Below are 25,214 nucleotides of genomic sequence, written 5' to 3' on the forward strand. Positions count from 1 at the left end.
TGAATATTTATAAACCACCTTATTCACTTAATCTTTCAAGAACTACCCTAATACTCTTTTCAGCGATATCTTCATCTTGAACTGTTCTAAAAACTTTATCTGCGAGCCATAATATTTGTAATTCTACCTCATTAATTTTAAAGAAAGATGCTAGTTTAGAAAGATGCTCTCTGTTTAAAGATTTCTTATCAAGTTCTATTTGACTTATAAAAGAACCATCCAAACCTATTACATATCCAACCTCTCTTTGTTTTAAGCCTTTAGCTTCTCGTAATTCTTTTAGTTTACCACCTAAAGTCATTGTACTGAAATTAAAACGTTCTTAAACTTGTCAAATATAATTAATGTTATTACACTAAATCCGTTTTCAATAATTAAATTTATGGCAGACACAAGAAAGAAAAGAAGTATTTAAAGCTACTTTAATTTAGGGAATCTTTAATTTCAAGCAGGCAAAGTTTAATGTTTTCTTTTTCTAGAAAATCATGATTTTTTATAAAATCTATAAATTTTGAAACTATTTCGTCTTTGTTATCCATAGTACAATTTTATTGACTTTAAAATCAAACAAGACAATCCATATAGACATTTTTTAAAAAAATGGTCCGAAAGAAAGTTGTTAGGGTTATCTCTTACAATTGTTGTATTAGAGCATCCAACCTTAAATTTTCTTCACTGAATTAGCAACAAATTCTTCTTGAGCCTTTGTCACCAATTCTTAAAAATTCAAGATTGGACTAATACATTTTAAGGGGTTAATAATAAATGAAGCCTTTATCGTTTTTCGGGACAGCGAAAAACGGGCAGGATATAAGCATTTCTAATTTGAAATCTTTTGCTTATATCGCTTAACTCACCGTACACGATAACACAAAACCCTTCAAAAGAACTGCTAAATATCCTAATAGAACTTGTCAAGACTATACAAGTTTTCTAAAGAAATGAGGTATCTACTTCCTTGAAAATACAAGTATTTTACTACGTCGCAAACACTCCTAATTTCTCTAGAAAAGTCTTGACAAAACCTACTTCATTTATTGTGCTATGCACGCAAGAAAGAAACAAACACCCCTTAAAATTTAATGAAAGGGTTTGAAATTCTTAAAACGTGAATTATGGTATCATTGAAAACATTAAAAGAATACGACTTCAACAGGATAACGGATTATTACGAGTACATCCTATTGTCTATTGTAAACGGACAACGAAAACAAGCAGAAAGGCTTACTAAAAAGCTATCAACTACTCAAAAAATAGATGCTTTTGAGTATTTGGAGAATTACCCTAACAAAGCAGCTTTAGAGTGCAAAACTCTCATTTTAAATAGCATTTAACCTTACTAGTACAACCTGAAAAAATCATACAATGAAAATTCTAAATAAAACAGCCACTAATATCTTTTTAAGGTTAGTAGCATTAGCCAAAGAAAATAACGGATATGTAAAGCTAGATAATAAAAAAGGTGTTATGCCTTTAATTGTCGAGAAAGTTGAACAGATAGAGGATTATGAAATATACTCCCTTGCTCATTATGGTACACAAAATGGAGATTTAATGGCAGACCCTGAAATGTGTTTCCTTTTAGCCCAAAATGACAAAGACACTATAGTAATGCCTTACAGTTTTCGTAACGATTATATGGGTATAGATCAAATAGACTTATTTATTGAGAATGGAAAGATAAAAGGGATTAGGCATAAGGCGGTAACTAAGAATGTTGCCTTTGCTAATACATGGCTTAAAAACATACAAAATCAACAACTAATTTAAAATCAAAATGTATGAATGTTCGTGAAGAAATCAAGCAAAAAGGAAAAACCATTTTACAAGGCAATGAAGGAAGTTTAAAAGTAATTTTTAATAACCTAATAGGTGAGAATATAAAAGGAGTAGTATATCAAGAATACCTTAAAAATATAGCTTTCAATGTCGGTTTTGATTATGGTAAAATAATGTTTTTTAAAGATAAAAAGCTAATTGAAATAGGAATAATAAAAAAACAAGCATGATTATGAAAGTCTTACCAAATACAATTATAAAAATACTGCTACTTCTAGCACTAGGATATTTACTATCAAATATCATAACAAGAGAAGCAATTGTTGTTATTGCTCTTTTAGCTACGGTTTCTATAGTACGTTGGTTGTTCAGTTTTGCTTTTTCATTATTATTCATAGTGGTTAAATGGGCTTGTATTATAGGTGAGATTGCTTTGTTAGCATCAATTATTTGGTAGCTAAAGAAAATTAAATGAGTAGGTTTTTTTCAAGTGAATTGCCCAAATGAATATCGAAGGGAAGTTTACAAATTACGATTCAAAAAAATAAAAATAATGAGATTACAAGTCAACGAAATAAAGATTAGTTATAAACAAGGTTTGCCATCTTCTAAATGGTTAAAAATTAATAGTTCAGATTCTGCTGCTCAATTACTTTTTGAGCATTGGGATAAAGACACTATCGGGATTCAAGAAAGCTTCAAAGTACTTTTATTGAACAATAGTAATAAGGCTAAAGGTATATATCAACTTTCACAGGGAGGAATTACCTCTACGTTAATAGATCTTAGAATTTTGTTTGCAGTTATTCTAAAATCGTTATCCGTAGCTGTAATTTTAGCACACAACCACCCAAGTGGAAAACTAAACCCTAGTGAGGCAGATCAAAACCTAACAAGAAGAATTAAACAAGCCGCAGAGCTATTTGATATTAAGGTTTTAGACCATCTTATACTTGCTCCTAATGGTAATTACTACAGTTTTGCAGATAACGGAATTTTGTAAACTATAAAACTAAATTATAGCTTGTAATCACATGCTAAATGAAGAGAAATTCATTGAGTATATGATTTTTAAAAAATAACTAATTAGTGAATTAAAAAAGGAGGTATTTTTATGTACCCCCTTTGAACTTCTTTTCTTTAATAATTGCGAAGAAAGAAAAGAAGCAAAAGAACTTCGCTTGGACGAATTGTTTTTTCTTTATTTTCAATACATCTAGTACAGATAGGCTCTTTTAATTTCTTCCAATTAAGATTTAAAAATTGATTTTTCTAAAAAGGGATATGCCTTCCTAATAGTAATATCATTTTCCTCACTCTTAAAAGGCTTTCCTATTTTGCCCCAAAAAAATTACCTAGCGTACAACAATTCAAGAAAATTGAAAATTAATCGTCCGTTTGTATCTGTGTTCTAAATTCAAAACTCACCTTTTCAGATTGCCCAAAATTGTCTTCTATGTATACATCAAATTGATGGTTTTCTGTAGAATTAGCGGTGTAATATAACCGAAATGTGTCTTTGTTTAAAGGATATAAATCATTAGGAGTTTCTAATGGTTTATCTTCTAAAAATAACCATCCCTTTCCTTCATTTTGAAAAAAACGAATCTTAAAAATAGCATCTTTATAATCTCCTTGTTTGTCCAAAGTACAACGTATCTCTACGGTTTCATTTTTAACAATCTCTTCAGGGATTGGTAAATGGGTTAATTGGTACGAATAAGCCTTTTGAATATCTAATTCTTCCTTGCTACAAGCAGTAGCCAATATGGAAGAAATAATGAAGATAACGAGCCCTAAAACTGATATGATTTTCATTTTATTTTGAATTTTAATTTATAAATATGCGTGTTCCTATCCCGAACTGTGATTGCCATTGTGCTAATTCACTTTTTGGGATATAGTTTACTTCAGAAAAAGCAAATAGTACCCAACGGTTTGATAGATAGGTTTCAATTGAAAGTGTTGCTTTTCCTCCGTAAACAAATCCAGAACGGTTGTTAAGCGTTGCTCCATCTTGTAATAATGAGGTGTCGTTATTAAATACTTCGTAGCCAGCTATACCTGAGATTCCTGTATACACTAAAAAATTCTTTTGATAATTACTAAAAGTTTGTAAAAAGTATCCAATGTTCCCATTGTAAAACTCGTAGGGTAATTTTTGGTTTTTATAATCAAAAGTTTTTCGCTGATACGCCGATTCAAACTTCCAGTAATTCCCTTTTTTTGTGTTAGTAATTACCCCTAACTGAAAACTAAAATTTTCTGATATAGCATCCGTTGAGTTTGTAGGAATTGCACCCGATAGTTGTATAGCCGTTTCACCTCCTAAAAGACGTTGTGCATGAATAGGACTTATAAGTAGCATAAGTCCTATTACAATTATGAACCTTATTTCCATCTCAACTGTAAATTTTCAATAGTACGAGCTTTATCCCAATCTTTACTTTCTAATAGGAAAGTTTGATGCCTTCCACCATTCTTTTCAAACACACTTACTTCTAGCAATTTATCATTAGGTAAGGTTATTTTGCCCAAACAAAATATGGTACGTTCCTTACTTTTTTTATCCACCTTATCCATTGAATGAAAAACACGGACTGGAGAAAGGGGTACTTCTTGAATGGCTGTTTGCTTCAAAAGTTTTTTATCTATTATTTTAAAACTGATGAAGTCGATCTCAAAGGGTGTTTTAGAACGATTTTTTAGTTCTGTGTGGAAATACAGCAAGCCTTTTTCTACATACAAACCTTTTAATCGAAATTGAATTCGTGCTTTTTTTGCCCCAATATGACGGATATGGGTGTCATTATTATTATAAATAGTGCGCATTACTAAATCTACCCAACGAGGAGATTCATTGCCTAATTCCTCAAAAAATACAGTTTGTTTATTGGGTTGTACTTGGGCATCTTTTAATACTACTTCATTCATGTCAATATTGAGTTTCTCTGGTTCATCAACATATTTCACATTAAAAGCATAGAAACTCCCATCCGCACAAATGACTGTAAGACTTGTTTCGGTATCAAAATATTCTTTGTTGGCTTTGATACGCAGTACATTTTCTGCTTGTTTTGCTTTTCCTGCAATAATATTATTACTACCTAAGTCAACATAGCGAATTGGAGATTTGAATAATAAATGTGAGGTTTTATGAAAACTAACTTCTAGTCCAAAAGGAACAATCATTTCTTGGTAAGAAAAAGGTTGGCTCAATCCTTTGAACAGGTCATTAGATGCTTTTTCTTGTGCGGTTAAACTGCTATATATCATTGTGAAGATGATACTTGCTAAAATTAAATGTTTCATACGATTTGAAATTTGTGATACTGTGTAAGCAGTATCGATTAATAAAAAATTATTGTACTTCAGAAAGCAATAGAACATCATGTCCTGCTTTAATGGTAATTTTGGTTTGTTGAATTTTGTTTTTTAGATAATTAGAAGTGCCTTGGATAGCCCCTCTTCCTAAATCGGTTAAGAGCTGCTCAGATGCCGAATTATTAAGTGTGAAACTATTCCCTGATGCATTACCTAAACTTGTTAATACTTCTTTGACAGCATTTTGCTCTAATGTGCCAGGAACAGAAATTCCTTCTTTTCCGTCCAAAGCATATACATTAAGTGCTACAGGAACTAACACCCCTTTGTACTGTATGGAAGCAATAGAAAGTTGCAAACGATTCCCTTCCAATTTCGGTGTAGCGATTAGTATAGTTTGTGTAGGGACAACTATATTGGCTACTTGTATAGGTTCTAAGAGCCGAATAGGTACATCGATTCCTTTAGTAATTTCCATAGTTTGATGTATACAAGCCTTGATAGTATTACGCCTTATTTGCGGTGTAGTTCCTACAGGAGTTGAAAATAATTGCCCGTTACCCCAATTACTTTCTTGTAAACTTGACACGATACGCTCTTTATATTGCTGTACTGACTTTACATGGCGTTTTTTTGTGCTTCCACTCAAAGGAGATACAGTCATTCCTTGCGCATTTGTAGGTAAATATTTTGCTGCCATTTGATAAGACTTTTCCATCAAAGCCAACTGACGATCTTCATTATTAATAGGATTGTCTCTGGCATTTAGTTGCTTTTTTAATGACTCTATTTCTTCCTGTAAAGCTTTGGTTTCAGTATCATCTTTCATATAAAAATTATCTAAGGTTTGATGCATACTTTTATAGGCAGTAACAGAAGAACCAATAGCACTATTAGATGATTTGAAGGCATTAGATTTATTTTCAAGAGTATCTGAAGTATTTTGAAATAGATCTGAAAGTGTCGCCATTTCTAGTTTTTTACGAGCTTGTTCTTCTTCTAGTTGCTGCTTCTCATAAGCTGACTGCTTATCATCTAGTAGTCCTGTATGCGCTGCTTCTGGAATAGAAATATTCATTCCATGATTTTCATTGATTAATGCTTTTTTATCGCTACTACCAGTAGCGAACAATAGATACATTACTCCCATAAATAAGAAGGAAAGCCCTGAGTAAACCAGTATTTTTTTATGCTTTTCTTGCAGTTGTATAGGTTGCTTTTTGTTGTTATTTGAATTTTGTTTCATATTATTTTGATTTAAAAATTAGAGTCATAGACCACTTTATGAGAATGTGGTTATAACCACTACCAAAGTGAGTAGGATATAGCTTATAAAAAGTATCCATAGTAGCACTTTGGCTTGTCGATTTGTTAAACTTTCACATTGGTTTCGAAACCATTTTGCTATTCTTTGTAGGAACAATAAACTCATCGCTTGATAGTTTGGATATCAGTATTCACTAATATTCTAAAGCCTTCGATAGTAAAACCTTGAGGGTTGTTGTCTGAGCGAACAGAATTGACGAGTTGGCAAGTAGTTACTAAACTTCGTTCTGTTTTGTTACTTGCTCTTATGATCCATTGCTTGGCATGCAATACCATTTCATAGGGATAGGTATTAAAATTGGTTTGAATGCTATCCACTACAATACGCTGATGAATATTTCCAGAGATGATACGATTGTAATACCCTTTTTCAGAAAGGTCTTTGTAATAATCAAAAGCACTTTTGTCTGCCATGAATAAGGCTCTTTTGATATTGGATTCAATGGCTTTATTATCGGGAGCAAGTGTGAAAAATAGTTCATGAAACCTACGCATATGCTCTCTAGCTTCCACAGGTCTATTTAAGGATGCATCTTGAGATAATGCTAACATCAAAGACTTTCCTTTGTCTAATACATAAATTTTTTCACGTTGTGCTTCGGCAAATCGGTAGGAACTAAATATGCTGTAACCTACGATTGCTGTACACAAAACAATAAAGAGAATACTTAATAAACGGATTTTCTTAAAACTACTTTCTACAGTAGTTAAGGTTTTAAATTCTATATGTTGTTTCATCTTATTTTATTTTTAATCGTCCTCGAATATTTCCAGAAGTAGCCCCTGCTGTAGCTCCAGCTAAATTCCCTGCTTTCTTAGAAGATTGATTTATATTTCTATTGTAGTTCCCCATTCCACCAGCTTGAATAACCCAATTTGCTACCGTTGGAATCGTGAAATAGCCAATGATTCCGATAAGCATGAAAACCGTATAAATTGTATTTGAGCCATCAGGGATATAGTTAGGGTTAGATAGTGCTTCAATATCTTTGGTAAGCATTAGTACTTGAATTTTGCCAAGCATGGCTCCAAACAAATTGGCTACAGGTAACCAGAAGTACACACTGATGTAGCGGTTAAGCCATGCAGTAAGTGTAGATTGAAAACCATCCCAAATTGAAAGCGCAAAAGCTATTGGACCAAGAATAGAGAGTACAATAAGGAAGAATGTACGGATGGTATCAATAATTAAAGCAGCCGCTTGAAAAATAAGTTCCAATAAGGAACGAAATGCATCTCTCATGCTTTTTTCAAGTTTATACATCCCTTTTTCCACATGCATTCCAGCCATAGTAGCTAAGTCTGAAGGCGACCAACCTAGCGATTCCAGTTTTTTGTCAAACTCTTCGTTACTGATTAAATAAGCGGTTTCAGGATTTCTAAGTAAGGCTTCCCGTTCAAGCCTATCTTTTTGCGCTTGATAAGATTGCATATCAAAAGTCTGCGTTTCTAAAATTGTCGCTGTTCCCTTGACCACAGGACTGAGGACACTATTAATTGTTCCAAGCACTATAGATGGGAAAAAGAGGATACACATTCCTATAGCAAAAGGACGTAGCATAGGATATACATCAATAGGTTCTGCTCTTGCTAATGATTGCCATACCCTTGCAGAAACATAGAACAATGCTCCCAAACCAGCGATAGCTTTTGCAACACCTATCATATTACTACACAAAGGCATCATCTCGTCGTATAAACTTCGTAATACTTGATGTAGATTGTCGAAATCAGCAATTAAATACATAACTGTTAGATTTTACCAATTACGTTCGTTAGCTGTTCCATATAAAGCCAATACACGTTTCGTATTGCCTTTTTCCTTTGCTCTCAAATAACTAACTCCAATATTCTTTCGGGTATAGTAATTCACTAAATCTCTATTGGCTTTAATTTCTTTGTAGATACGATCTATAATATCCATACGCTCCTTATCATTCATGGATAGGGTTGAAGGATTTATAATCTTTTTTAGCTCTTTTACTAAGCTGCCACTTTCTTCCAATAGCTTAGAGTATCCAAATGCAATAGCAGAGAGTTCTTGAGGGGCGTAATTTTCATCATTAATCATTTTTTGAAAATTATTTACGTAGATATCTGAAATTTCTCCAACCATAAGAACTGCTTGTTGTACCCTTCGAGCATCTTTAACCAAATTGTTTACACGCTTTAGTTTGTCATAATACTTTTTCCCTTGCTCATAGATTTTTACCGTTTCTTTGAAATTGTTTATCATGTTGGTAGCGGTGGTGGAAGTTTGTACAATTTGCTGTGCTGTATTGGCAATCCCTTGCGCCAAATTAGTAGGGTCGGTAACCACCCATTGTGCTTGTGTAGTAGTATAAAAACTGATCATACACAATATGCTGAATATGTATTTTTTCATGATGTATATTTTTAAAAATTAATGTTACTTTTTACCTCTTTTACATGAGGTTTTGATAAGATTATCTTCGTTGTTCTGCCAATTGCTTAATTGCAGATTCGATATCTCCTCCTTTGGTTTTAGCAAGTTCTAAGACCTTCATTTTTTCAGTTTCTTCAGTAGTGTAGGTCAAGTATTCCTCTGCACTTACTTCGGTAGCATAAACAGCCGACTGTGTTCCGCCTAATCCAATCCAAACTTCTTTGTATAATCGGCTTGGATGGTTGTTTAGGTTTATGGATAAAATCTGTGCTTTCTCTTTTTCGGTAAGTCCCAACATTTCTTGAATACCATCGAACTTGTTCATGTACTTACGCTGGTCAAGAAGTATCTTACAATCTGAATTATTAATAATGGATTCTTTAACAATAGGAGATTGAATAATATCATCTACTTCCTGAGTAACTACAATAGCTTCTCCAAAAAACTTTCGTACAGTTTTAAATAGATACTTGATGTACTCCGCCATGCCTTCTTTGGCAATGGCTTTCCATGCTTCTTCAATTAATATTAGTTTGCGAATTCCTGTGAGTCGTCGCATCTTATTAATAAATACCTCCATAATGATGATGGTCACTATGGGAAATAGGATTTTATGATCCTTAATGGCATCTATTTCAAATACAATAAATCGCTTAGTTAATAAGTCTAGCTCTTCTGTAGAATTAAGTAAATAATCATATTCTCCACCTTTGTAATAAGGCTCTAATACATTTAGGAAGTTGGCTAAATCGAAGTCTTTTTCTCGTACTGATTTCTCCTCTAAAATGGTTTTGTAGTCTGTTTTGGCAAATTCATAAAACCCATTAAAAGAAACTTCTGTGGTATTATCTTTTTGAATTTTTTTAATGAATAGGTTTACGGCATTTGATAAGGCTACTTCCTCAGAACGTGAAGCGGGTTCGTCGTCTCGCTTCCACAAGGTCATAATAAGTGTTTTGATACTTTCCCTTTTTTCAATATCAAACACATTATCATCTGTGTAAAATGGATTAAACGCAATAGGATTTTCTTCCGTATAGGTAAAATAGACCCCATCTTTACCTCCTGTTTTTTGACGAACGAGTTCACATAATCCCTGATAACTATTACCTGTATCTACTAATAACACATGTGTTCCTTGTTCGTAATATTGGCGGATTAAATGATTTGTGAAAAAAGATTTTCCACTTCCCGAAGGACCCAAAATGAACTTGTTTCGGTTGGTGATGATTCCTTTTTTCATTGGTAAATCAGAAATATCTAAATGGATGGGCTTGCCTGTTAATCTATCCACCATTTTTATTCCGAAAGGAGATAAGGAATTGCGATAATTTGTTTCTTGTGTAAAGAAACATAACGCAGGGTCTATAAATGTGTAAAAGCTTTCTTCCGCAGGAAAGTCACCTGCATTGCCTGCCATACCTGCCCAATATAATGTTGCAGTATCTATTGTATTATGATGAGGACGGCACTCCATAAGAGCCAACTGACTACCAACATCATTTTTGATTTGTCTTAATTCTGCTCGGTCATCACTCCAAGCCAATACATTGCAATGGCATCGTACCGAGGTTAGTCCTTTGGAATGTGCTTCATTCAAATAATTTTCAATCCACTCTTTATTGATTTGATTACTTCGGCTATACTTGCCTAGTGAGTGCATATTACGTGCTGATTTTTCAAACTTGCGTAAGTTCTCATCACTGTTATCAATAAAAATATATTGGTTGTAAATGTGATTACAGTTCAATAGCAATCCCACTGGTGAAGCAAAAGATAATCGACAATCACTGCGGTCTGTAGATAATCGTTCAAAACGTTTGTCGGTACTTACTTCATTGGGTAAATTTTCAGTATCTGATAGTGTATGTAAGCATAGGATTTTATCCCCAACTTTTACCTCATCTACTCCTAAATGAATATCTTGAAGTGTAAAATTATCTTGCTCAGAAGTAAGCGATAAATATTCTTCTAAAAGCCCCTTTTTAGTTGCTGATCCAACAATTTCAGAATCCGTTAAACGCTCTAAGCTAACAAAACCAGAATCATTAATAATACGTTCAAACTGATCTACCGATTCTATAAATTTGAGCATAGCTTCTTTGTCTTGAATCTCCTTTGAAATTAAATGCTTGCGAGTGAGTGTAGAAAAACTACTTTGACGACGCATGCGCTCTTTGGTAGTTTTTGTCACATAGACGTAACAATGATGTGCTAAAAAAGGACGCTCATTGAAATGCTTTTCAAAACTTCGAGACAAAAAACTTAAATCATCTTTTTGAATCTCTGGTTCATAGTTTTCTTTTAGATACCAATCCTGTTTATGGACAATGCTGAAATCTGGTAATACTTTAATGGCTTTATGCCATGCAGCATGGATCGCTTCATATTCTTTTGCTGTAATGGTAAACAGTTCAGGTAAAGTAACTTTAAAAGCAATGGTAATATCTGCATCCTTACTTAAAATACAATTATGTTCTACTGCCCAAATCGGAAATTTATCAGCAAATGGACTACGTTTAGCTATTGGTCTCATATGCTTTGATTTTGAAAGTTGATAAGAGACAGTATCGTGTAATGACGGCTAATAAATTTCGGATGCCTTTTACGAGCCGAAATTTTCATTAATCCATGTTCTCCATATTTCGTATTTAGCTCAAAAGTTTTCCAGATTAAAATTCCTGCACTAATAAGCCCTAGTATTAAGCACACATATTGGTTTATACCAATCATATAAAGTATGACTATGGTAATAAACAGTCCCAATAAACCACCAGCGAAGATGAATAGATATTGGGCTTTTAGACCTTTGAACTCTACGGTTCTTCCTATGCCTTTATTAATTTGAAAGCTAGCCATAGTCTACAGGAAAAATGAGCGTAAAATGGTTGCAGAAACAATTAAGAAAATACATGCTCCAAACCATGAAGCTGCTGTTTTAGAGGTATCAGGATCACCTGATGAGAATTTGTTATACACTTTAACCCCACCAATTAATCCAACTACTGCTCCAATAGCATAAATGAGTTTTGTAGCGGGATCAAAATAAGAAGTGACCATTTGTGTAGCTTGGTTAATTCCGCCTACACCATTCTGTGCTTGTGCTCCTATTCCGAATAATAGAAAAGAGGCTACACTAAAGATTATTTTATAAATTTTAGTTTTCATAATGTGATAATTTTTTAATGAATTGAATACTGAGAAATCCCTGACTTGATTCAGGAAAAAGTGATGGGCAGTAAAAAATTATCCATACTCAAAATGCTGTTGTAGAAAGCGTTTTTCTTTCATTCGTGTGTATTTGATAAGCTGGTTTTTAGCTTGTTTTACACGAATGTATTTTGAGAATACAGCCCTTTTTAAAAGAGTAGAGATATGGCTTTAGTTGGCTTTAAATATGCATGTTTGGAAGAAGGTTGTATATTTAAAATAGTGTTTCTGAAGGGTGTTATTCATATACTAACAGATAGTATATATGAAGTAAATAAGATTATTTATATTAGTTTTTCTTTACAAGCTAAAAGTTTTGAATGATCATTAACACTCATGTTTTAGAATTTCGCAGAAAATGATAAGAAAAGAACTTATAGAAATAGGATTAAAAAAATAAAGAGAATTGAAAGTGAGCTTGATGAATTATTTGATTTTATTAATAAAAAAGTTCCATATTCGAAGGGAACTAATTTATTATATTATCCTGAAAATCATAAAGAAAGAAAAAAATGAATTAATTCAGTACAACCCTATAGTTGAAGATATTATTAATAAATTTTCGACTTACAATAATATTCAAATGAAAAATGAGTAAAGAAATAATATCAGCAAGTGGAGAAAGAGCAGCAATGGGTGGTTATTTGCCTCAATTTGATGAGTTCGCTTGGTTCGTCTATTTGAATCTAATAAATAAAAAGCTTGAATGGATACGAATAGCAGACCCCAAGGCTGAAAAACTAGATGATATACAGTATTCTACTCATTCAGAAATTCATGCATACCAAGTAAAATGGACTATTGCTGATGCAAACATATCATTTGTTAATTTTACAGATTTGTTACCTCTTATAACCTCTAGTTGGAAGAGTTTAAAAGCAGTTAACCCAGGCAAAAAAATAATTCCTCATTTAATCACTAACAAGGCCCTTTCCTCCCATGACAGCTTGAAAGAAGGCGATACTAAAATTGGTTCATTTCAAGACTTCTTTTCAGAAGTTTGGAAAAAGACAAAATCAAATCAACCGATTGATGATAAGTGGAAATCAGTTTTTGAGGAATTCAAAAAGAATTCAAAACTTAGTCATAATGAATTTGAAGAATTTATCAACTGTTTTGATTTTCAACCTAACTATAAACAAAAACAGTTTAGAGTAGGAAATATTAAATATTCTAAAGAAGACGAAGATCTTCAGCAGATCAGCCGATTTATAATTGAAAAAGTTGCCAGCCCAGAAAGAGTAGTTGAATTTACTCGACAAGAAATTATTAAAGAATTAGGTTGGTCTAATAGATTCAAGACAATTTTTAATCACGAGTTAATAGTCGATAGACAAAGATATCAACCGATTCAATCGACAATTGACTTGTTGAATTCAAAGTTACAAGAGCATAAAAATGGATACTTATTTTTGCTGGGAGGGCCAGGTTCTGGTAAATCTACTTTATTGAATCAATGGTCGAAAGGTCTAAAAACACGAATAGTTAGGTACTACGCCTTTGATTTTGTTAATCCATCTTCAAACCTAAACTTTTATGAAAGGGGAAATGCCACTCATCTTTTTTTTGATTTAGTCTTTCAATTAAAGGAGGCTGGAATATATAAAAGAGACATACTTCCATATAAAGACTTGCTTTTTCTAAAGGAGGTATTCAGTGAGCAATTAAGAGCAATTGGAGAGGACTTTGTGACAAGTGGCCAACCGACAATAATATTGATTGATGGTCTAGATCATGTTCCTAGGGAATACAAATTAACAGCAAATAGCTTCCTACGAGAACTTCCTTTACCATCTACTTTACCTGATGGAGTCTACATCATTTTAGGTAGCCAATCCTATGAATTTGAAGACATTCAACAGGAAATTAAAACTGAATTTCAGAATGGAGATAGAACTATTCAAATTGATTCACTTAAAAAGGAGGAAGTATATAAATACATTGATAATCTCGATTCTCCCTTTCAACTTACCAGTTCTCAAAAGTTACAAGTATTTGAGAAATCACAAGGACACCCATTATACCTGTCTTACTTAGTTGAAAAAATCAATAAGGCCGATTCAATTAATGATACAATCGAGTCTTTTGAAGTTATTGATGGTAGTATTGACAATTACTATAGAAAAATATGGGAGCCTATTCAGAAAGAAGATAGCCAAATTCAATTCTTAGGATTAATTGCTAGAATTAATGATTCAATCAATCTTCAATTCATTCAGGAATGGGGGATCCAACCAAGTGTACTAAAGTCCTTTCGTGAAAAGGCCAGATTTCTGTTTAATGAAACTGAAAGGACTCTTTCTTTCTTTCATAATTCGTTTAAACAATTCCTTCTTCATCATACCTCTTTAAATTATTTAACAGGAGAGTTTGACCCAACCAGTAATATCAAATATCATGAGCAGCTAGCTGATTATTATGTAAAGTCAGAGATTGAGAACTATTGGAAACAAAATAATCATCTATTTCAAGCACAGCAATTTGATAGGTTTGTTTCAGTTGTTACACCAGATAGCTTTACTGAACAATTACTTAACTTCAGACCAGCAGAAGAAATTAAGCAAGATGCCAAATTAGGTGTTGAAATAGCTCTACAAAAAAAGGACATCAATACTCTGGTAAGATATCTGTTTTCACTTGCCGAAATCGAAAGAAGGTTATTCAATATTGATCCTGCATCATTTACAGAAGAGCTCTTATTCTTAAATAAATTTGATTTAGCTAGAGATTATCTAAGAACTGGTAACATCTTACATTGTAGCGAATCGTATGCATTCAAAGCATGTCGCTTGTTTATAGAATTTGGACACAAATCTGAAGGAGCCATTTTATACAATTTAGCCTATCCTGAAATCATTACAGATACAGGAATACTCATTGATGATTCTCATAGATATAAAGAAATAAGGGACTCTTTAGAAGAATGGATTTATACAGCTCCTTTTTTTGAATCGACTGAGAATATTTTCTCAATAATTAATAAAATTCAATTCTCAGATAGCATCAGAGAAAGCAGGTTTGGAGAAAAAGAGTCTGATTTACAGCTAAGGTTGCTCTCGAATCTTGGTTATAGTTTAGTTGATCAAAATAAGTGGGATGATTTCAATAAAGTCAAAGAAAAAATAGATTATATGTCTTCGAGAGGAAGGAATTCTCTTTTCCAACTAATAAAATATGCTATTGAGCAATGCCTTGACTTAAAAGATAATAGTCGAGCGAATGAATATTTGTCATTATTAATCTCTCATTTCACTAAAGAGAAGACAAAACCTGTTGGCAAAATATTCATTGCCGATTTAGTTTACAAAGTCACCCGTGACTTAAATGAAACATATAGCTGGATTAAGGAAGTTGAACAACCTTCTAATGTGGGTAGTTACGATCGGTTGGGATATGATGATTCGTTAGACGCCTTCCTCCCATTAATCAAACTTAACAAATTACTGAACCTGTCTGGGAATGGTATTTCTATTACGTCTGCAATACCATCTGTTGAGAAAGGTACTGATGAAGAAGTCATAGTAGAGTTTGAACGAATGTTATGTATTACTACTCAAATTCTAGCGGAAGGAATTCTTCAAACTTCAATGTCTGGTGATATTATTAAAAGAGTATTTCCGATAGTTCGGTTTTACTACAAAGAAATATCACAAAAAAATAACTATTGGTATAAGCTGACACAAGCAAAAGGGCAATATTTTGATTTTTTAATATCGGCAGTATCTGAGTTGGGCTCTGAAAAACTAGAATTATTAGGAGATTATTTATTTGGCGAGTTTCAAAATTCTCCAAAATATTGGAGTTCAAGTATCCAACGTAAAATCATCAAATCTCTCTTGAATAATGGTTTCGATGCCGAAAAAGCAGTAATACAGTTGAGATCCTTGGAAGATTTCATGTTGGAAGATCACGATATAGATGGTCGTATAACAGAATGCTTGGCTCATTCAGAAGTATGGTTCATTTTAGGCAAGCTAGAGGAAGGTGAAAAATGGCTCAAACAAGCTATTCAAGAATCTATTGGAGTAGGTTATAGAAAAGACTATCAATTTAGTACATGGATCAAATGGTTAAGAAAAATAAACCACAAAGACCCATCAAAAGCTTCCGAAAGGATAAAGTGGTTTTTGTCCCATTTGAACCATATTAAAGAAACTACAGAAGGAAGAGCTTATTGGAATGCTTCTGAAGAACTATTAGAGGCAACTTATGAGCATAATTTAAATGACGGTCTTGAACAGACAATCTGGCAATTAGAAAATGATCTAATTGATTTTAAAGATACTATTACCCTTTTTATCAAATATTTCGTCATAAGAATAAAAAATCAGGAAGAGTTCAAAAGTATTGTTCAACTATATAGTAATTTATATCTGCTTCTTGCTGAATCTGCCGATTCTTCTCTACTCAGGTCTATCTTAAAAAAAGGGTATGAAATTTTAAAAGAAGATATTTTTATAGAGCACACACAAACCATAATTTCAGCAATAGAAATTAAAGCTTACGAAGAAACCAGACATTACTTACTTTCTGAAATTGATGACTTCTATACCTCTAAAGGACTAAAAGTAGAAGACTATTATTCATCATTTAATATACCTGCAAAAAACGAAAGAGGCAGTTCTTCAAATTCTTCTAATACATTGACTTTAAAGACAGATCATGAAAGTATTGATGAAAGTGAAGTACTAAAACGAGTTGCAAATTTTGATGATTTCAAAAAAATCATTCAAGAAGAAGATCAGGCGAATTCATTATTTAATTGGTCAAAAGTTATAGAAAAAATAACTCCATTATTGACTTCAAATCAAATTGAAGAAGTTGCCAAACTAGCAAGAATTGGAAGAAGAGAGTCGGACTTCTATGCCAAACTAAGTGAAGCCGCCTTAAGGATAAGAAACACTGAACTGGCAACTAGTTTAGCCAATAAAAGTATTGAGCTTTCAAGCGAATCAGGATGGGTTAAATATTATGATGGAGGAACAAGAATCAATGCATTTAATGCACTGAAACAAATCAATCCCGTAATCTCATCTAATAAGGCATTTGAAGTATTTGCCCATGACACTGTAAGCTGTAATTATACAAGTTCGTATATCGAACATCTTGAAGACATTGTTCCACTTCTAACAGAAAACTATGATGAGGAAAAACTTTGGCCTGAAATATATGGTTACCTGCAAAGATTGATGTCGAATAGTAAACAGGTTACGGATTTACCTATTCTCCCATCATTAAATCGACCAATCATGGAAACGTTAGTCGATTACTTAGTGTATTTAGCAGAAAGCCCTGTATCGTTAGTAAAGGAAAAATCTTTACTGCTATTGTCAAGATATATAAATCAAGATGATTATTATGCTCTGACTCAGTTACAGAATGGTTGTTTAGATGATTACTCATGTGTGGATGTGATAATGAAATTATCTGAACTCGACTCTCCAAAAGTTCATTCGCTTAAATCAAAGATCAGTAGTTTAGCTCTATCAAATGATTATCAATTAAGAAAAAATGCAATAGACATACTTACCTCAATAGGGGAAGAAATTCCAACTCTAAAAAACATTGAATTACCTAAAGTATACTCTTTACATATTCCAGAAAATGGGAAGCCAGATTTTAAAAAAAAAATTGACCCTTATTTCCCAGAAGTTGATATTAATGATCCCCGAGACCTGATAAGGCCGTTTGAGTTTTTAATCAAAATTTTATCAGATGAGTCCGGCATTGATGAACCTAACCTTATTTGTAGAGCCTATTCGATCATGAAAAAAATTGGTAGAGAGGAGGAATGGACGGTTGAATATGAAAAGAAGCTAAGAAATCATTTGGAGGAAATATACTTAAAATACTCTTACCCTAGGCCAAGGGTAATCGCTGCTCGCAAAGCTATAATGCACGTCACAAATGAATTAATAGATTCTGGAACAATTAATAAAGAGAGAATTCAGAATCTTTTGATATCGTATGATTATGCCGTTCAGTTTTTTGAGGAAATAGCCAAACCTGAGTTCATTCAGACGATTAAAGAAAAAGATTTTGGAGGCGTTGGCAATGATTGGTTAGATCGAATAGGTGAATCAGAAAGATTAAGAGAATCACTATTAGCCTATGGTGACAATTTCAAAGTCATAGCAGAATACAATCAAGTTAAAAATTTAGATTGGGGTTCTCCTACTGAAGAATACATGTATCAGATTGCTGTTAATGAAGAGTTGCAGGAAGAAGACAATTACATTTTTGGCTCTGTTTTTCATCAATTGAGTAGGAACTATCATGACATGAGAGGTGGAGGACATTTTATCGTTGTAATCAGGGATCATAGATTTGATCAATTTGATATAAAATCGAAATGGATTGCTATCAACCCTGTTTTGGCAAGATATCTGGGGTGGGAGCCTGAACCAACTAAACTATTTGCATGGAAAAACTCTGAAGGTGAATTAATGGCAGAATCGATTTATTGGTCAAATGGAAATACTAGTATGACACCACGTAAGGACGGAGAGGTTGGAGAAGGCTGGTTTGTTACAGTTTCCGAAAATGGACTAGAACAGATTAGATCTGTTGAGAAGAATTTATTCCTTCAAAAGAAATTAACCAGGTTTAAATATGAAGATTCAGTATTAATGGATAGTCAAGAAATTAATGTGATAAGAATTTGAAAATGAATCCAAATACAAGGATTCATTTTTTTAATTTTGACAATTAACTCAAAATTTGCCAATCAGTAAAATTATTTTAACGATAGTAATAAGAAATACTAAACGAGCAAATTCCAAAAGTAGAATTACACAAAATCCCCAATATCAAAATCACGCCAGTCATCATTTATTTTAGAACTGCTATGAGTAGCTAAATGCGTATTTAATAAATCAGAAACATGTTGTTGTGCTTTAGGAATTTTCTCATTTAGTATTTCCAATAATTCGGTGTTTTCAATTTTCATGGCTACAGGCAAGGTATCATTTGTGAGTTCTTTTTGATTTAAGAGTTTGGCTATTTTTTGTAATTCTTCAAAACTCAATCCAGTATTAAAATCTTGATCTGTTTGATTAGAAAAATGAGGTTTCAATTCTTCCTCTTCTTCCTTTAGTTCTTCCCAATCAGAGACATCATTATCTTTAGAAGGCGATGAATTAAAAATAGTATCTAAATCTTCAGTAGGAATTATTTTCTGTGTTTCCGTTTTGTCAATTGATTTATCGGGACTGTCCACTAATGTTTTTTTAACTTCTTGTTGCTTTAGAACCTCTTTACTCTCACCCATGATACTATTACTCGGTTTAAGTTTTGACTTTTCTTTAGGAGGTTTAGCAGAGGTTGATTTATTATAAAATCGATCCACTAATAGAACAATTAATAGTAATAAGATTACAACTTGGGTATACTGTTCCATAATTTATATAATGGGTTTAAAATTGTCTTTAAATAGTTTCTTGATTTCAGTTTCAAATTCTGAGAAGTGATGTTGTAAAATATTGTCTAAATAATTAGATATAGACATGTTATTTTCTCCAATTACTCGGGTAATTCTAAACAAGCGTTCGTGAAATTCAGGACGGATGTATATTGCTTTTCCATTACGTGCAATTAAATGACTTTTTTGTAAAAACACTTCCTGATAGGGTTTTGTCTCTTTTTTAGAAGTTACAGTCGTCTTAACTGTTTGTTTCGTTTTGGACTTGGGTTTAGGTTGAGGTTTTTGAGGTTCTTCTTTTGTTTCTTCCGCTTTAGGAACTTTTCTATCTTCTGAAAATGAATGTGCCATCATTTCCATTAATTCCTTTTCATCTATCGGTGTTTTATCTTTTTTCATTTTAAGTCATTTTTAGGTGAGGCATAAGAAAGTTCATTCACTTGTTCTAAAACTTGTTTAGCTTCTATCCAAGCCATTCCTTTATTAATGGCAGTTTTCTGTTCATTTATATTTCTCGATAACTGCTTTGCATTTGTGAGATTTCGATCTGAAAAAATCGCAAAGACATTTTTTCTGTATTTAAAGCAAACCGCTTTAGGGTAGTACTCTAACACATATTCCCTAGCTTGTTCCCAATCTGTATTTCCCATAGCTATTGGTTTAATAGATGTAAAAATTCATTGATAAAAGCGTCTAAACGAGAAGATTTAATTAAACGGTTGTGAGGAGGAAAGAGTGTGGAACGAAATACCAATCCATTACCAATTTCTGGAAGCTCTTTTCGAAAGCGTTTGCTATCTGAAAAGTAATGTTGCATTTTGTGTAACTCAAGCTCATTAATAACCTTTTCATAAGTATCATAGAGGGTAGATTTTTCTCGACCATCCACCATATTCCAAAATAGATGTAAGCCTTTTTTATCTGGTTTACTCGCAAATATTTGTGCCATTACTTGCGAAAACGAAAGGGTACTTTCCATGACTAATCGATCCGCAGTCATCGGAGAAAAAATGGCATCCATTCCAAGTAAGGTTTGTAATATTCCTGTAGAATTCACTGTTCCTGTAAAGTCGAAAAAGGCAAAATCATAATGTATGGCACTATTATCTAAAAACTGTTTTGCTTCTTGTAAAGCAGTATCTGCATTACAGGAAATGATGGGATATGCCTTTTTGTTTAAACTTGAAAATTGTGTGTGTGCCATTCGTTTAAAATGATCATTTTCCATAATCGCTTTTAACTCACGTTCTCGTTGTTTAGCAATACTAAGTTGCGGGAAATCACAATCGAAAATTACAACTTGATATCCCATTTTGTAATGTAGCATTGCAGCAGTCAGTACAGTAATTGCACTTTTCCCTACACCTCCTTTTTGAGATGAAAAACTGATTTTTAATGGTTCTTTTTTCATTGGTTAAAATTTTACGGTTTATAAGTTTATATGGTTGTATAATTATCTAGCTAGCTAGTGATACATATAGCTCGTTATACAATTAGCTAGTTGACTGACCAGTATTCCTTTTAGCTAATTACTCATGCGCTCAGCTAGCTAATTTTTTGTACGGCTAGTAGTAGCTACCTCTAGTTGCATGATTGACTTATTATTCAAATAATTAATTGGCTAGTGATGTTTTTATGCTCACGCCTAACTAAATGATCAACGGTATTTCTGTTTAGCTGGCTATACGGCTCTACGTCGTTACATCAAAAAAACAACGGTTTTACTTCATTTTTTTAAGGATTTCATTTTGTGGTTGTTAATGGCTTTTGGTGACGCTTTTTGTCGCTGGTTACCATAGTGTTACAACCGTTTGTTCGCTCTTAATTTGTGATAGCAAGTTCTAGTATTGGTGATGTCATATCACCATATCAAAATCTAATTGAAAACTGTTCAGCGGAACAGAGCAAGTTGTGTAATGAGTGCCTCAAAAATGCTTTTGTGCCTCTCATTACAAACTTGTCCTACGGAGTTTAAAATCCCTCCGAAGTCGTGGATTTTGGAAATAGATGAATGGAATTTTTACTTAAAACGAATTAAAAATGAAGGAAAAACAAATTAAAAAAGGGCGTAAACCCAAAGAAGACCCTCTAGTATATCGCTATGTATTTCGGTTAAATGCAGAAGAAAATGCAGCGTTTTTAAAACGATTTGATATTTCAGGAGTAGTAACCAAAGCTGAATTTATCCGTGCAATTCTATTTGAGAAAGAGATTAGAGTTGTAACTATAGATAAATCAGCACATGATTTCTATGTAAAACTAACAGCCTTGTATGCTCAATTTAGAGCTATTGGAGTGAATTACAACCAAGTTGTAAAAGCCTTACATACCAATTTTTCTGAAAAGAGGGCAAAGTTTTTACTGGAAAAATTAAAAAAGCAGACCGTAGCGTTGATCGCTATTATTGAAAAAATCACCCGTTTGATTCAAAAATTTGATGAAAAATGGTTGCAAAAATAGGGCGTGGAAATCACTTAATGGGAGTATTAATATACAACCATGAAAAGATTGAAAAAGACCAAGGGAATATTGTACATAGTCATAAAATGATACATCCCTCGGCAGGAGCTTTTACTATACCTCTGTTGGAACGTTCTTTTGAACCTTATTTGATAGCTAACAATCGTACTGAAAAACCAATATTACATATCTCTTTAAACCCAAATCCTAATGATATAGTTTCGGATGAACGTTTTAGTGAATTAGCGGACAATTATATGCAGGAAATGGGATATGGTGAGCAGCCTTACGTGGTATTTAAACATACCGATACTGGGCGTGCCCATATCCACATAGTTTCAGTTTGTGTAGATGAATATGGAAAGCGTATTTCAGATAGTTTTGAGAAGGTGCGTTCTATGAATGTTTGCCGAAAATTGGAGAAAAAGTTCAAGCTTACTTCTGCTATTGATTCGATTGAACAAAAAGATGTTCCATTACAAAAAGTAGATAATAAACAAGATAATGTAAAACGACAAATAACTTCAGTACTCAGATTTGCAAATGAAAACTACAAGTTTCAAACATTAGGAGAATACAAAGCGTTATTGTCTTTCTTCAATATAACTGCACAGGAAGTTCGTGGAATTATTCACGGAAAAGAAAAACGAGGATTAGTCTATTTCGCTACAAATGATGTAGGAGAAAAAGTAAGTAATCCGTTTAAATCTTCTCGTTTCACGCTACCTGTTGGTTTAGCAGATTTAGAACGAAAATTTAAAAAGTCTAAAACTTTTATTGATACCAAAAAGCCTCAAAAACAATTACGAAAATTGGTGCGTGATGGCATACAAAAGTATCCAGATCAAGATCGCTTTAGAAAGTATTTACAGGACAATAAAATATCAATGTTCGTTCGAAAGAATGATGAGGGTAGAATTTATGGAATCAGTTTTATAGATCATACTTCTAAAACAGTATTAAATGGTTCTCGATTAGGAAAAGACCTTTCGGCTAATGTATTTCATCGCCTTTGGAATGAAGAAAAGGAGATCACTTCAACAGCCAATGCAAAAAAACCTATAACGCAACATGTAGAGTATGTAGAAAATGAACTTACAGCAGAGGCAATGCCTCTTTTTAATGCTGGTGTTATGGAATCTTTAGGCGGTTTATTACCAACGGATGTTCCCGAAGAAAACGATATGAAAAAAGTAAAGAAAAAACGTAAAAATAGAAAAGATGCAAAACGAAGATGATATTAGAGGATTAGCCAAAACAATGGAATTTATGAGAGCAATCAGTATTCTGTTTGTGGTAATACATTGTTATTGGTTTTGTTATGAAACATTCAAACAATGGGGATTTACTATTTCAACTGTAGATCGAATTTTATGGAACTTTCAACGTGATACAGGATTGTTTTCGTCCTTACTATGGACTAAATTATTTTCACTGGTATTTCTAAGCTTATCTTGTTTAGGGACTAAGGGAATTAAAGAAGAAAAAATAACATGGACAAAGATTAATGTTGCACTGGTAATTGGACTACTATTTTTCTTTTTCAATTATTGGTTATTACAGGTTTCATTACCCAAATTGCAAATCGCTATATTTTATATTTCCACGTTAAGTATTGGATATATTGGCTTGCTAATGGCAGGTGTTTGGATGAGTAGATTATTTAAGCACCATCTAATGGATGATGTTTTTAATCTTGAAAACGAAAGTTTCATGCAAGAAACTCGGTTGTTAGAAAACGAATATTCTATCAATTTACCTACTCGATTTTACTACAAAAAGAAATGGAATGAGGGATGGATTAATATTGTAAACCCATTTAGAGCAACTATTGTTTTGGGTACTCCTGGTTCTGGTAAATCGTTTGCTGTTATAAATAACTACATCAAGCAACAAATAGAAAAAGGATTTTCGATGTATATCTATGATTTTAAGTTTGATGACCTATCGGTTATCGCTTATAATCATTTACTAAAGCATACAGATAAGTATAAAATACCTCCAAAATTCTATGTAATCAACTTTGATAATCCTCGTAAAAGCCACCGTTGTAACCCGATCAATCCTATGTTTATGACGGACATTTCGGATGCCTATGAGAGTGCCTACACGATAATGCTCAATTTGAATAAAACATGGATACAAAAGCAAGGAGACTTTTTTGTGGAAAGTCCTATTATTTTATTGGCTTCGATTATTTGGTATCTGAAAATCTATGAAAATGGGAAATATTGCACATTCCCCCATGCCATAGAACTGCTCAACAAAAAGTATACAGACATATTTACAATTCTAAGAAGTTACACAGAGTTAGAAAATTATCTTTCTCCGTTTATAGATGCATGGGAAGGAGGGGCACAAGATCAATTACAAGGGCAAATTGCCAGTGCTAAGATTCCATTATCCAGAATGATAAGTCCTGCCTTATATTGGGTAATGACAGGCGATGATTTTTCATTGGATATCAATAACCCAGAAGCTCCTAAAATCTTGTGTGTCGGGAATAACCCTGATCGTCAAAATATTTACTCTGCTGCTTTAGGTTTGTACAATAGTAGAATTGTAAAATTGATTAATAAGAAAGGACAATTGAAATCTTCAGTAATTATAGATGAATTACCTACCATTTATTTTAGAGGTTTAGATAATTTAATTGCTACAGCTCGTAGTAATAAGGTAGCAGTTTGTTTGGGTTTTCAAGATTATTCACAGTTGACAAGGGATTATGGTGACAAGGAAAGCAAAGTAATTCAAAATACCGTAGGGAATATTTTTAGTGGTCAGGTCGTTGGTGAAACTGCTAAAACTTTATCGGAACGTTTTGGTAAAGTACTGCAAAAAAGGCAATCGATGACCATTAACAGGCAAGATAAATCCACTTCTATTTCTACTCAAATGGATAGCTTGATTCCACCAAGTAAAATATCCAATCTTACACAAGGTATGTTTGTTGGTGCAGTTTCAGACAATTTTGATGAACGTATCGAACAAAAGATTTTTCATTCTGAAATTGTTGTAGATGTGGATAAGTTTACCCAAGAAACAAAACAATATAAACCTATTCCCGAAATTATTTCGTTTTTAGATAGTGATGGAAATGATACCATGGAGGAACAAATTAATGCAAACTACCGACAGGTAAAAGCAGATGTAGAAAATATTATTTTGTTAGAATTGGAACGTATCGAGAATGATCCAAGCTTAGAATAACTAACAAAACTAATTTTAAATAAAAAGTTATGTATAGCCCTTTAAATCTGTGTTTTATTTATATTTATGATCGAAAAA

The 25,214-nt window shown here is 32.9% G+C and carries 24 protein-coding genes; 9 read left to right on the top strand and 15 right to left on the bottom strand.

All coding sequences use genetic code 11. The features are described from left to right. Window positions 1-19 precede the first annotated feature (19 nt). Window positions 20-301: a helix-turn-helix domain-containing protein gene (locus AQ1685_RS03135; protein ID WP_095069369.1), complete on the bottom strand. Its 282-nt coding sequence runs from the start codon at window positions 299-301 to the stop codon at window positions 20-22. An 814-nt stretch (window positions 302-1,115) separates the two neighbouring features. On the opposite strand from AQ1685_RS03135, the gene AQ1685_RS03140 reads away from it, so the two are divergent. From AQ1685_RS03140 to AQ1685_RS03160, 5 genes are all read left to right on the top strand, one after another. Beyond that, window positions 1,116-1,334, top strand: coding sequence for a hypothetical protein (locus AQ1685_RS03140; RefSeq protein WP_157730064.1), 219 nt, complete (start codon window positions 1,116-1,118; stop codon window positions 1,332-1,334). 31 nt (window positions 1,335-1,365) lie between these two features. Continuing rightward, a complete protein-coding gene (locus tag AQ1685_RS03145) occupies window positions 1,366-1,770 on the top strand; it encodes a DUF6908 domain-containing protein (RefSeq protein ID WP_095069370.1) in 405 nt (134 codons plus the stop codon). An 11-nt stretch (window positions 1,771-1,781) separates the two neighbouring features. After that, window positions 1,782-2,009 (top strand): DUF7688 family protein, encoded by a 228-nt coding sequence (locus tag AQ1685_RS03150; protein ID WP_010522871.1) that lies wholly within the window; start codon window positions 1,782-1,784, stop codon window positions 2,007-2,009. Window positions 2,010-2,011: 2 nt separating this feature from the next. After that, complete coding sequence (locus AQ1685_RS03155) at window positions 2,012-2,236, top strand: hypothetical protein (protein ID WP_231970242.1); 225 nt, start codon at window positions 2,012-2,014, stop codon at window positions 2,234-2,236. Window positions 2,237-2,332: 96 nt separating this feature from the next. Continuing rightward, a complete protein-coding gene (locus tag AQ1685_RS03160; RefSeq protein WP_095069373.1) occupies window positions 2,333-2,782 on the top strand; it encodes a JAB domain-containing protein in 450 nt (149 codons plus the stop codon). Window positions 2,783-3,165: 383 nt separating this feature from the next. On the opposite strand, the gene AQ1685_RS03165 is transcribed toward AQ1685_RS03160, so the two are convergent. From AQ1685_RS03165 to AQ1685_RS03210, 10 genes are all read right to left on the bottom strand, one after another. Next, window positions 3,166-3,597 (bottom strand): TraQ conjugal transfer family protein, encoded by a 432-nt coding sequence (locus AQ1685_RS03165; protein ID WP_095069375.1) that lies wholly within the window; start codon window positions 3,595-3,597, stop codon window positions 3,166-3,168. 13 nt (window positions 3,598-3,610) lie between these two features. Beyond that, on the bottom strand, window positions 3,611-4,147 hold the full coding sequence (locus AQ1685_RS03170) for a conjugal transfer protein TraO (RefSeq protein ID WP_157730065.1): 537 nt from the start codon (window positions 4,145-4,147) through the stop codon (window positions 3,611-3,613). 23 nt (window positions 4,148-4,170) lie between these two features. Then, window positions 4,171-5,091, bottom strand: a complete 921-nt coding sequence (traN, locus tag AQ1685_RS03175) for a conjugative transposon protein TraN (protein WP_231970243.1) — start codon at window positions 5,089-5,091, stop codon at window positions 4,171-4,173. A 49-nt stretch (window positions 5,092-5,140) separates the two neighbouring features. Next, on the bottom strand, window positions 5,141-6,349 hold the full coding sequence (gene traM / locus AQ1685_RS03180) for a conjugative transposon protein TraM (protein ID WP_095069379.1): 1,209 nt from the start codon (window positions 6,347-6,349) through the stop codon (window positions 5,141-5,143). 182 nt (window positions 6,350-6,531) lie between these two features. After that, a complete protein-coding gene (gene traK / locus AQ1685_RS03185; protein WP_095074988.1) occupies window positions 6,532-7,155 on the bottom strand; it encodes a conjugative transposon protein TraK in 624 nt (207 codons plus the stop codon). 13 nt (window positions 7,156-7,168) lie between these two features. After that, window positions 7,169-8,176 carry a conjugative transposon protein TraJ gene (gene traJ, locus AQ1685_RS03190; protein WP_095069380.1) on the bottom strand — a complete coding sequence of 336 codons (1,008 nt, stop codon included), beginning with the start codon at window positions 8,174-8,176 and terminating at the stop codon, window positions 7,169-7,171. A 12-nt stretch (window positions 8,177-8,188) separates the two neighbouring features. Further along, on the bottom strand, window positions 8,189-8,815 hold the full coding sequence (locus AQ1685_RS03195; protein WP_162288549.1) for a DUF4141 domain-containing protein: 627 nt from the start codon (window positions 8,813-8,815) through the stop codon (window positions 8,189-8,191). A gap of 61 nt (window positions 8,816-8,876) precedes the next feature. Continuing rightward, window positions 8,877-11,372: a TraG family conjugative transposon ATPase gene (locus tag AQ1685_RS03200; protein ID WP_095069384.1), complete on the bottom strand. Its 2,496-nt coding sequence runs from the start codon at window positions 11,370-11,372 to the stop codon at window positions 8,877-8,879. Further along, the gene (locus tag AQ1685_RS03205; protein WP_095069386.1) at window positions 11,369-11,695 is read right to left on the bottom strand and encodes a DUF4133 domain-containing protein; all 327 of its coding nucleotides are present in this window, start codon (window positions 11,693-11,695) and stop codon (window positions 11,369-11,371) included. The genes AQ1685_RS03200 and AQ1685_RS03205 overlap by 4 nt, the downstream gene beginning before the upstream one ends. Before the next feature lie 3 nt (window positions 11,696-11,698). Then, a complete protein-coding gene (locus tag AQ1685_RS03210; RefSeq protein ID WP_095069388.1) occupies window positions 11,699-12,004 on the bottom strand; it encodes a DUF4134 domain-containing protein in 306 nt (101 codons plus the stop codon). A gap of 632 nt (window positions 12,005-12,636) precedes the next feature. Here AQ1685_RS03210 and AQ1685_RS03215 point away from each other — a divergent pair. Continuing rightward, the gene (locus AQ1685_RS03215) at window positions 12,637-18,711 is read left to right on the top strand and encodes an NACHT domain-containing protein (protein WP_095069390.1); all 6,075 of its coding nucleotides are present in this window, start codon (window positions 12,637-12,639) and stop codon (window positions 18,709-18,711) included. A 125-nt stretch (window positions 18,712-18,836) separates the two neighbouring features. Here AQ1685_RS03215 and AQ1685_RS03220 read toward each other — a convergent pair whose 3' ends face one another. The 4 genes from AQ1685_RS03220 to AQ1685_RS03235 are packed head-to-tail and all read right to left on the bottom strand — an operon-like array spanning window position 18,837 to window position 20,877. Further along, complete coding sequence (locus tag AQ1685_RS03220) at window positions 18,837-19,445, bottom strand: hypothetical protein (RefSeq protein WP_095069392.1); 609 nt, start codon at window positions 19,443-19,445, stop codon at window positions 18,837-18,839. A 3-nt stretch (window positions 19,446-19,448) separates the two neighbouring features. Next, the gene (locus AQ1685_RS03225; RefSeq protein ID WP_095069394.1) at window positions 19,449-19,865 is read right to left on the bottom strand and encodes a DUF3408 domain-containing protein; all 417 of its coding nucleotides are present in this window, start codon (window positions 19,863-19,865) and stop codon (window positions 19,449-19,451) included. Next, window positions 19,862-20,116, bottom strand: a complete 255-nt coding sequence (locus AQ1685_RS03230) for a hypothetical protein (RefSeq protein ID WP_095069396.1) — start codon at window positions 20,114-20,116, stop codon at window positions 19,862-19,864. The genes AQ1685_RS03225 and AQ1685_RS03230 overlap by 4 nt, the downstream gene beginning before the upstream one ends. 2 nt (window positions 20,117-20,118) lie before the next feature. Then, complete coding sequence (locus tag AQ1685_RS03235) at window positions 20,119-20,877, bottom strand: ParA family protein (protein ID WP_095069398.1); 759 nt, start codon at window positions 20,875-20,877, stop codon at window positions 20,119-20,121. 629 nt (window positions 20,878-21,506) lie between these two features. On the opposite strand from AQ1685_RS03235, the gene mobA reads away from it, so the two are divergent. Genes mobA through mobC form a run of 3 tightly spaced genes read left to right on the top strand, consistent with a single transcriptional unit; the run spans window position 21,507 to window position 25,136 of the window. Next, window positions 21,507-21,926, top strand: coding sequence for a conjugal transfer protein MobA (gene mobA, locus AQ1685_RS03240; protein ID WP_095069400.1), 420 nt, complete (start codon window positions 21,507-21,509; stop codon window positions 21,924-21,926). Continuing rightward, window positions 21,911-23,164, top strand: a complete 1,254-nt coding sequence (mobB, locus tag AQ1685_RS03245; RefSeq protein WP_095069402.1) for a conjugal transfer protein MobB — start codon at window positions 21,911-21,913, stop codon at window positions 23,162-23,164. The genes mobA and mobB overlap by 16 nt, the downstream gene beginning before the upstream one ends. After that, window positions 23,148-25,136 (top strand): conjugal transfer protein MobC, encoded by a 1,989-nt coding sequence (gene mobC, locus AQ1685_RS03250; RefSeq protein WP_095069404.1) that lies wholly within the window; start codon window positions 23,148-23,150, stop codon window positions 25,134-25,136. The genes mobB and mobC overlap by 17 nt, the downstream gene beginning before the upstream one ends. Window positions 25,137-25,214 lie beyond the last annotated feature (78 nt).

The organism is Tenacibaculum jejuense (assembly GCF_900198195.1).
GTDB lineage: Bacteria > Bacteroidota > Bacteroidia > Flavobacteriales > Flavobacteriaceae > Polaribacter > Polaribacter jejuensis.

Coding starts and splice junctions, on each gene's coding strand:
- AQ1685_RS03135 (WP_095069369.1), bottom strand. CDS start 301: ATGACTTTAGGTGGTAAACTAAAAGAATTACGAGAAGCTAAAGGCTTA.
- AQ1685_RS03140 (WP_157730064.1), top strand. CDS start 1,116: ATGGTATCATTGAAAACATTAAAAGAATACGACTTCAACAGGATAACG.
- AQ1685_RS03145 (WP_095069370.1), top strand. CDS start 1,366: ATGAAAATTCTAAATAAAACAGCCACTAATATCTTTTTAAGGTTAGTA.
- AQ1685_RS03150 (WP_010522871.1), top strand. CDS start 1,782: ATGAATGTTCGTGAAGAAATCAAGCAAAAAGGAAAAACCATTTTACAA.
- AQ1685_RS03155 (WP_231970242.1), top strand. CDS start 2,012: ATGAAAGTCTTACCAAATACAATTATAAAAATACTGCTACTTCTAGCA.
- AQ1685_RS03160 (WP_095069373.1), top strand. CDS start 2,333: ATGAGATTACAAGTCAACGAAATAAAGATTAGTTATAAACAAGGTTTG.
- AQ1685_RS03165 (WP_095069375.1), bottom strand. CDS start 3,597: ATGAAAATCATATCAGTTTTAGGGCTCGTTATCTTCATTATTTCTTCC.
- AQ1685_RS03170 (WP_157730065.1), bottom strand. CDS start 4,147: ATGCTACTTATAAGTCCTATTCATGCACAACGTCTTTTAGGAGGTGAA.
- traN (WP_231970243.1), bottom strand. CDS start 5,091: ATGAAACATTTAATTTTAGCAAGTATCATCTTCACAATGATATATAGC.
- traM (WP_095069379.1), bottom strand. CDS start 6,349: ATGAAACAAAATTCAAATAACAACAAAAAGCAACCTATACAACTGCAA.
- traJ (WP_095069380.1), bottom strand. CDS start 8,176: ATGTATTTAATTGCTGATTTCGACAATCTACATCAAGTATTACGAAGT.
- AQ1685_RS03195 (WP_162288549.1), bottom strand. CDS start 8,815: ATGAAAAAATACATATTCAGCATATTGTGTATGATCAGTTTTTATACT.
- AQ1685_RS03200 (WP_095069384.1), bottom strand. CDS start 11,372: ATGAGACCAATAGCTAAACGTAGTCCATTTGCTGATAAATTTCCGATT.
- AQ1685_RS03205 (WP_095069386.1), bottom strand. CDS start 11,695: ATGGCTAGCTTTCAAATTAATAAAGGCATAGGAAGAACCGTAGAGTTC.
- AQ1685_RS03210 (WP_095069388.1), bottom strand. CDS start 12,004: ATGAAAACTAAAATTTATAAAATAATCTTTAGTGTAGCCTCTTTTCTA.
- AQ1685_RS03215 (WP_095069390.1), top strand. CDS start 12,637: ATGAGTAAAGAAATAATATCAGCAAGTGGAGAAAGAGCAGCAATGGGT.
- AQ1685_RS03220 (WP_095069392.1), bottom strand. CDS start 19,445: ATGGAACAGTATACCCAAGTTGTAATCTTATTACTATTAATTGTTCTA.
- AQ1685_RS03225 (WP_095069394.1), bottom strand. CDS start 19,865: ATGAAAAAAGATAAAACACCGATAGATGAAAAGGAATTAATGGAAATG.
- AQ1685_RS03230 (WP_095069396.1), bottom strand. CDS start 20,116: ATGGGAAATACAGATTGGGAACAAGCTAGGGAATATGTGTTAGAGTAC.
- AQ1685_RS03235 (WP_095069398.1), bottom strand. CDS start 20,877: ATGAAAAAAGAACCATTAAAAATCAGTTTTTCATCTCAAAAAGGAGGT.
- mobA (WP_095069400.1), top strand. CDS start 21,507: ATGAAGGAAAAACAAATTAAAAAAGGGCGTAAACCCAAAGAAGACCCT.
- mobB (WP_095069402.1), top strand. CDS start 21,911: ATGGTTGCAAAAATAGGGCGTGGAAATCACTTAATGGGAGTATTAATA.
- mobC (WP_095069404.1), top strand. CDS start 23,148: ATGCAAAACGAAGATGATATTAGAGGATTAGCCAAAACAATGGAATTT.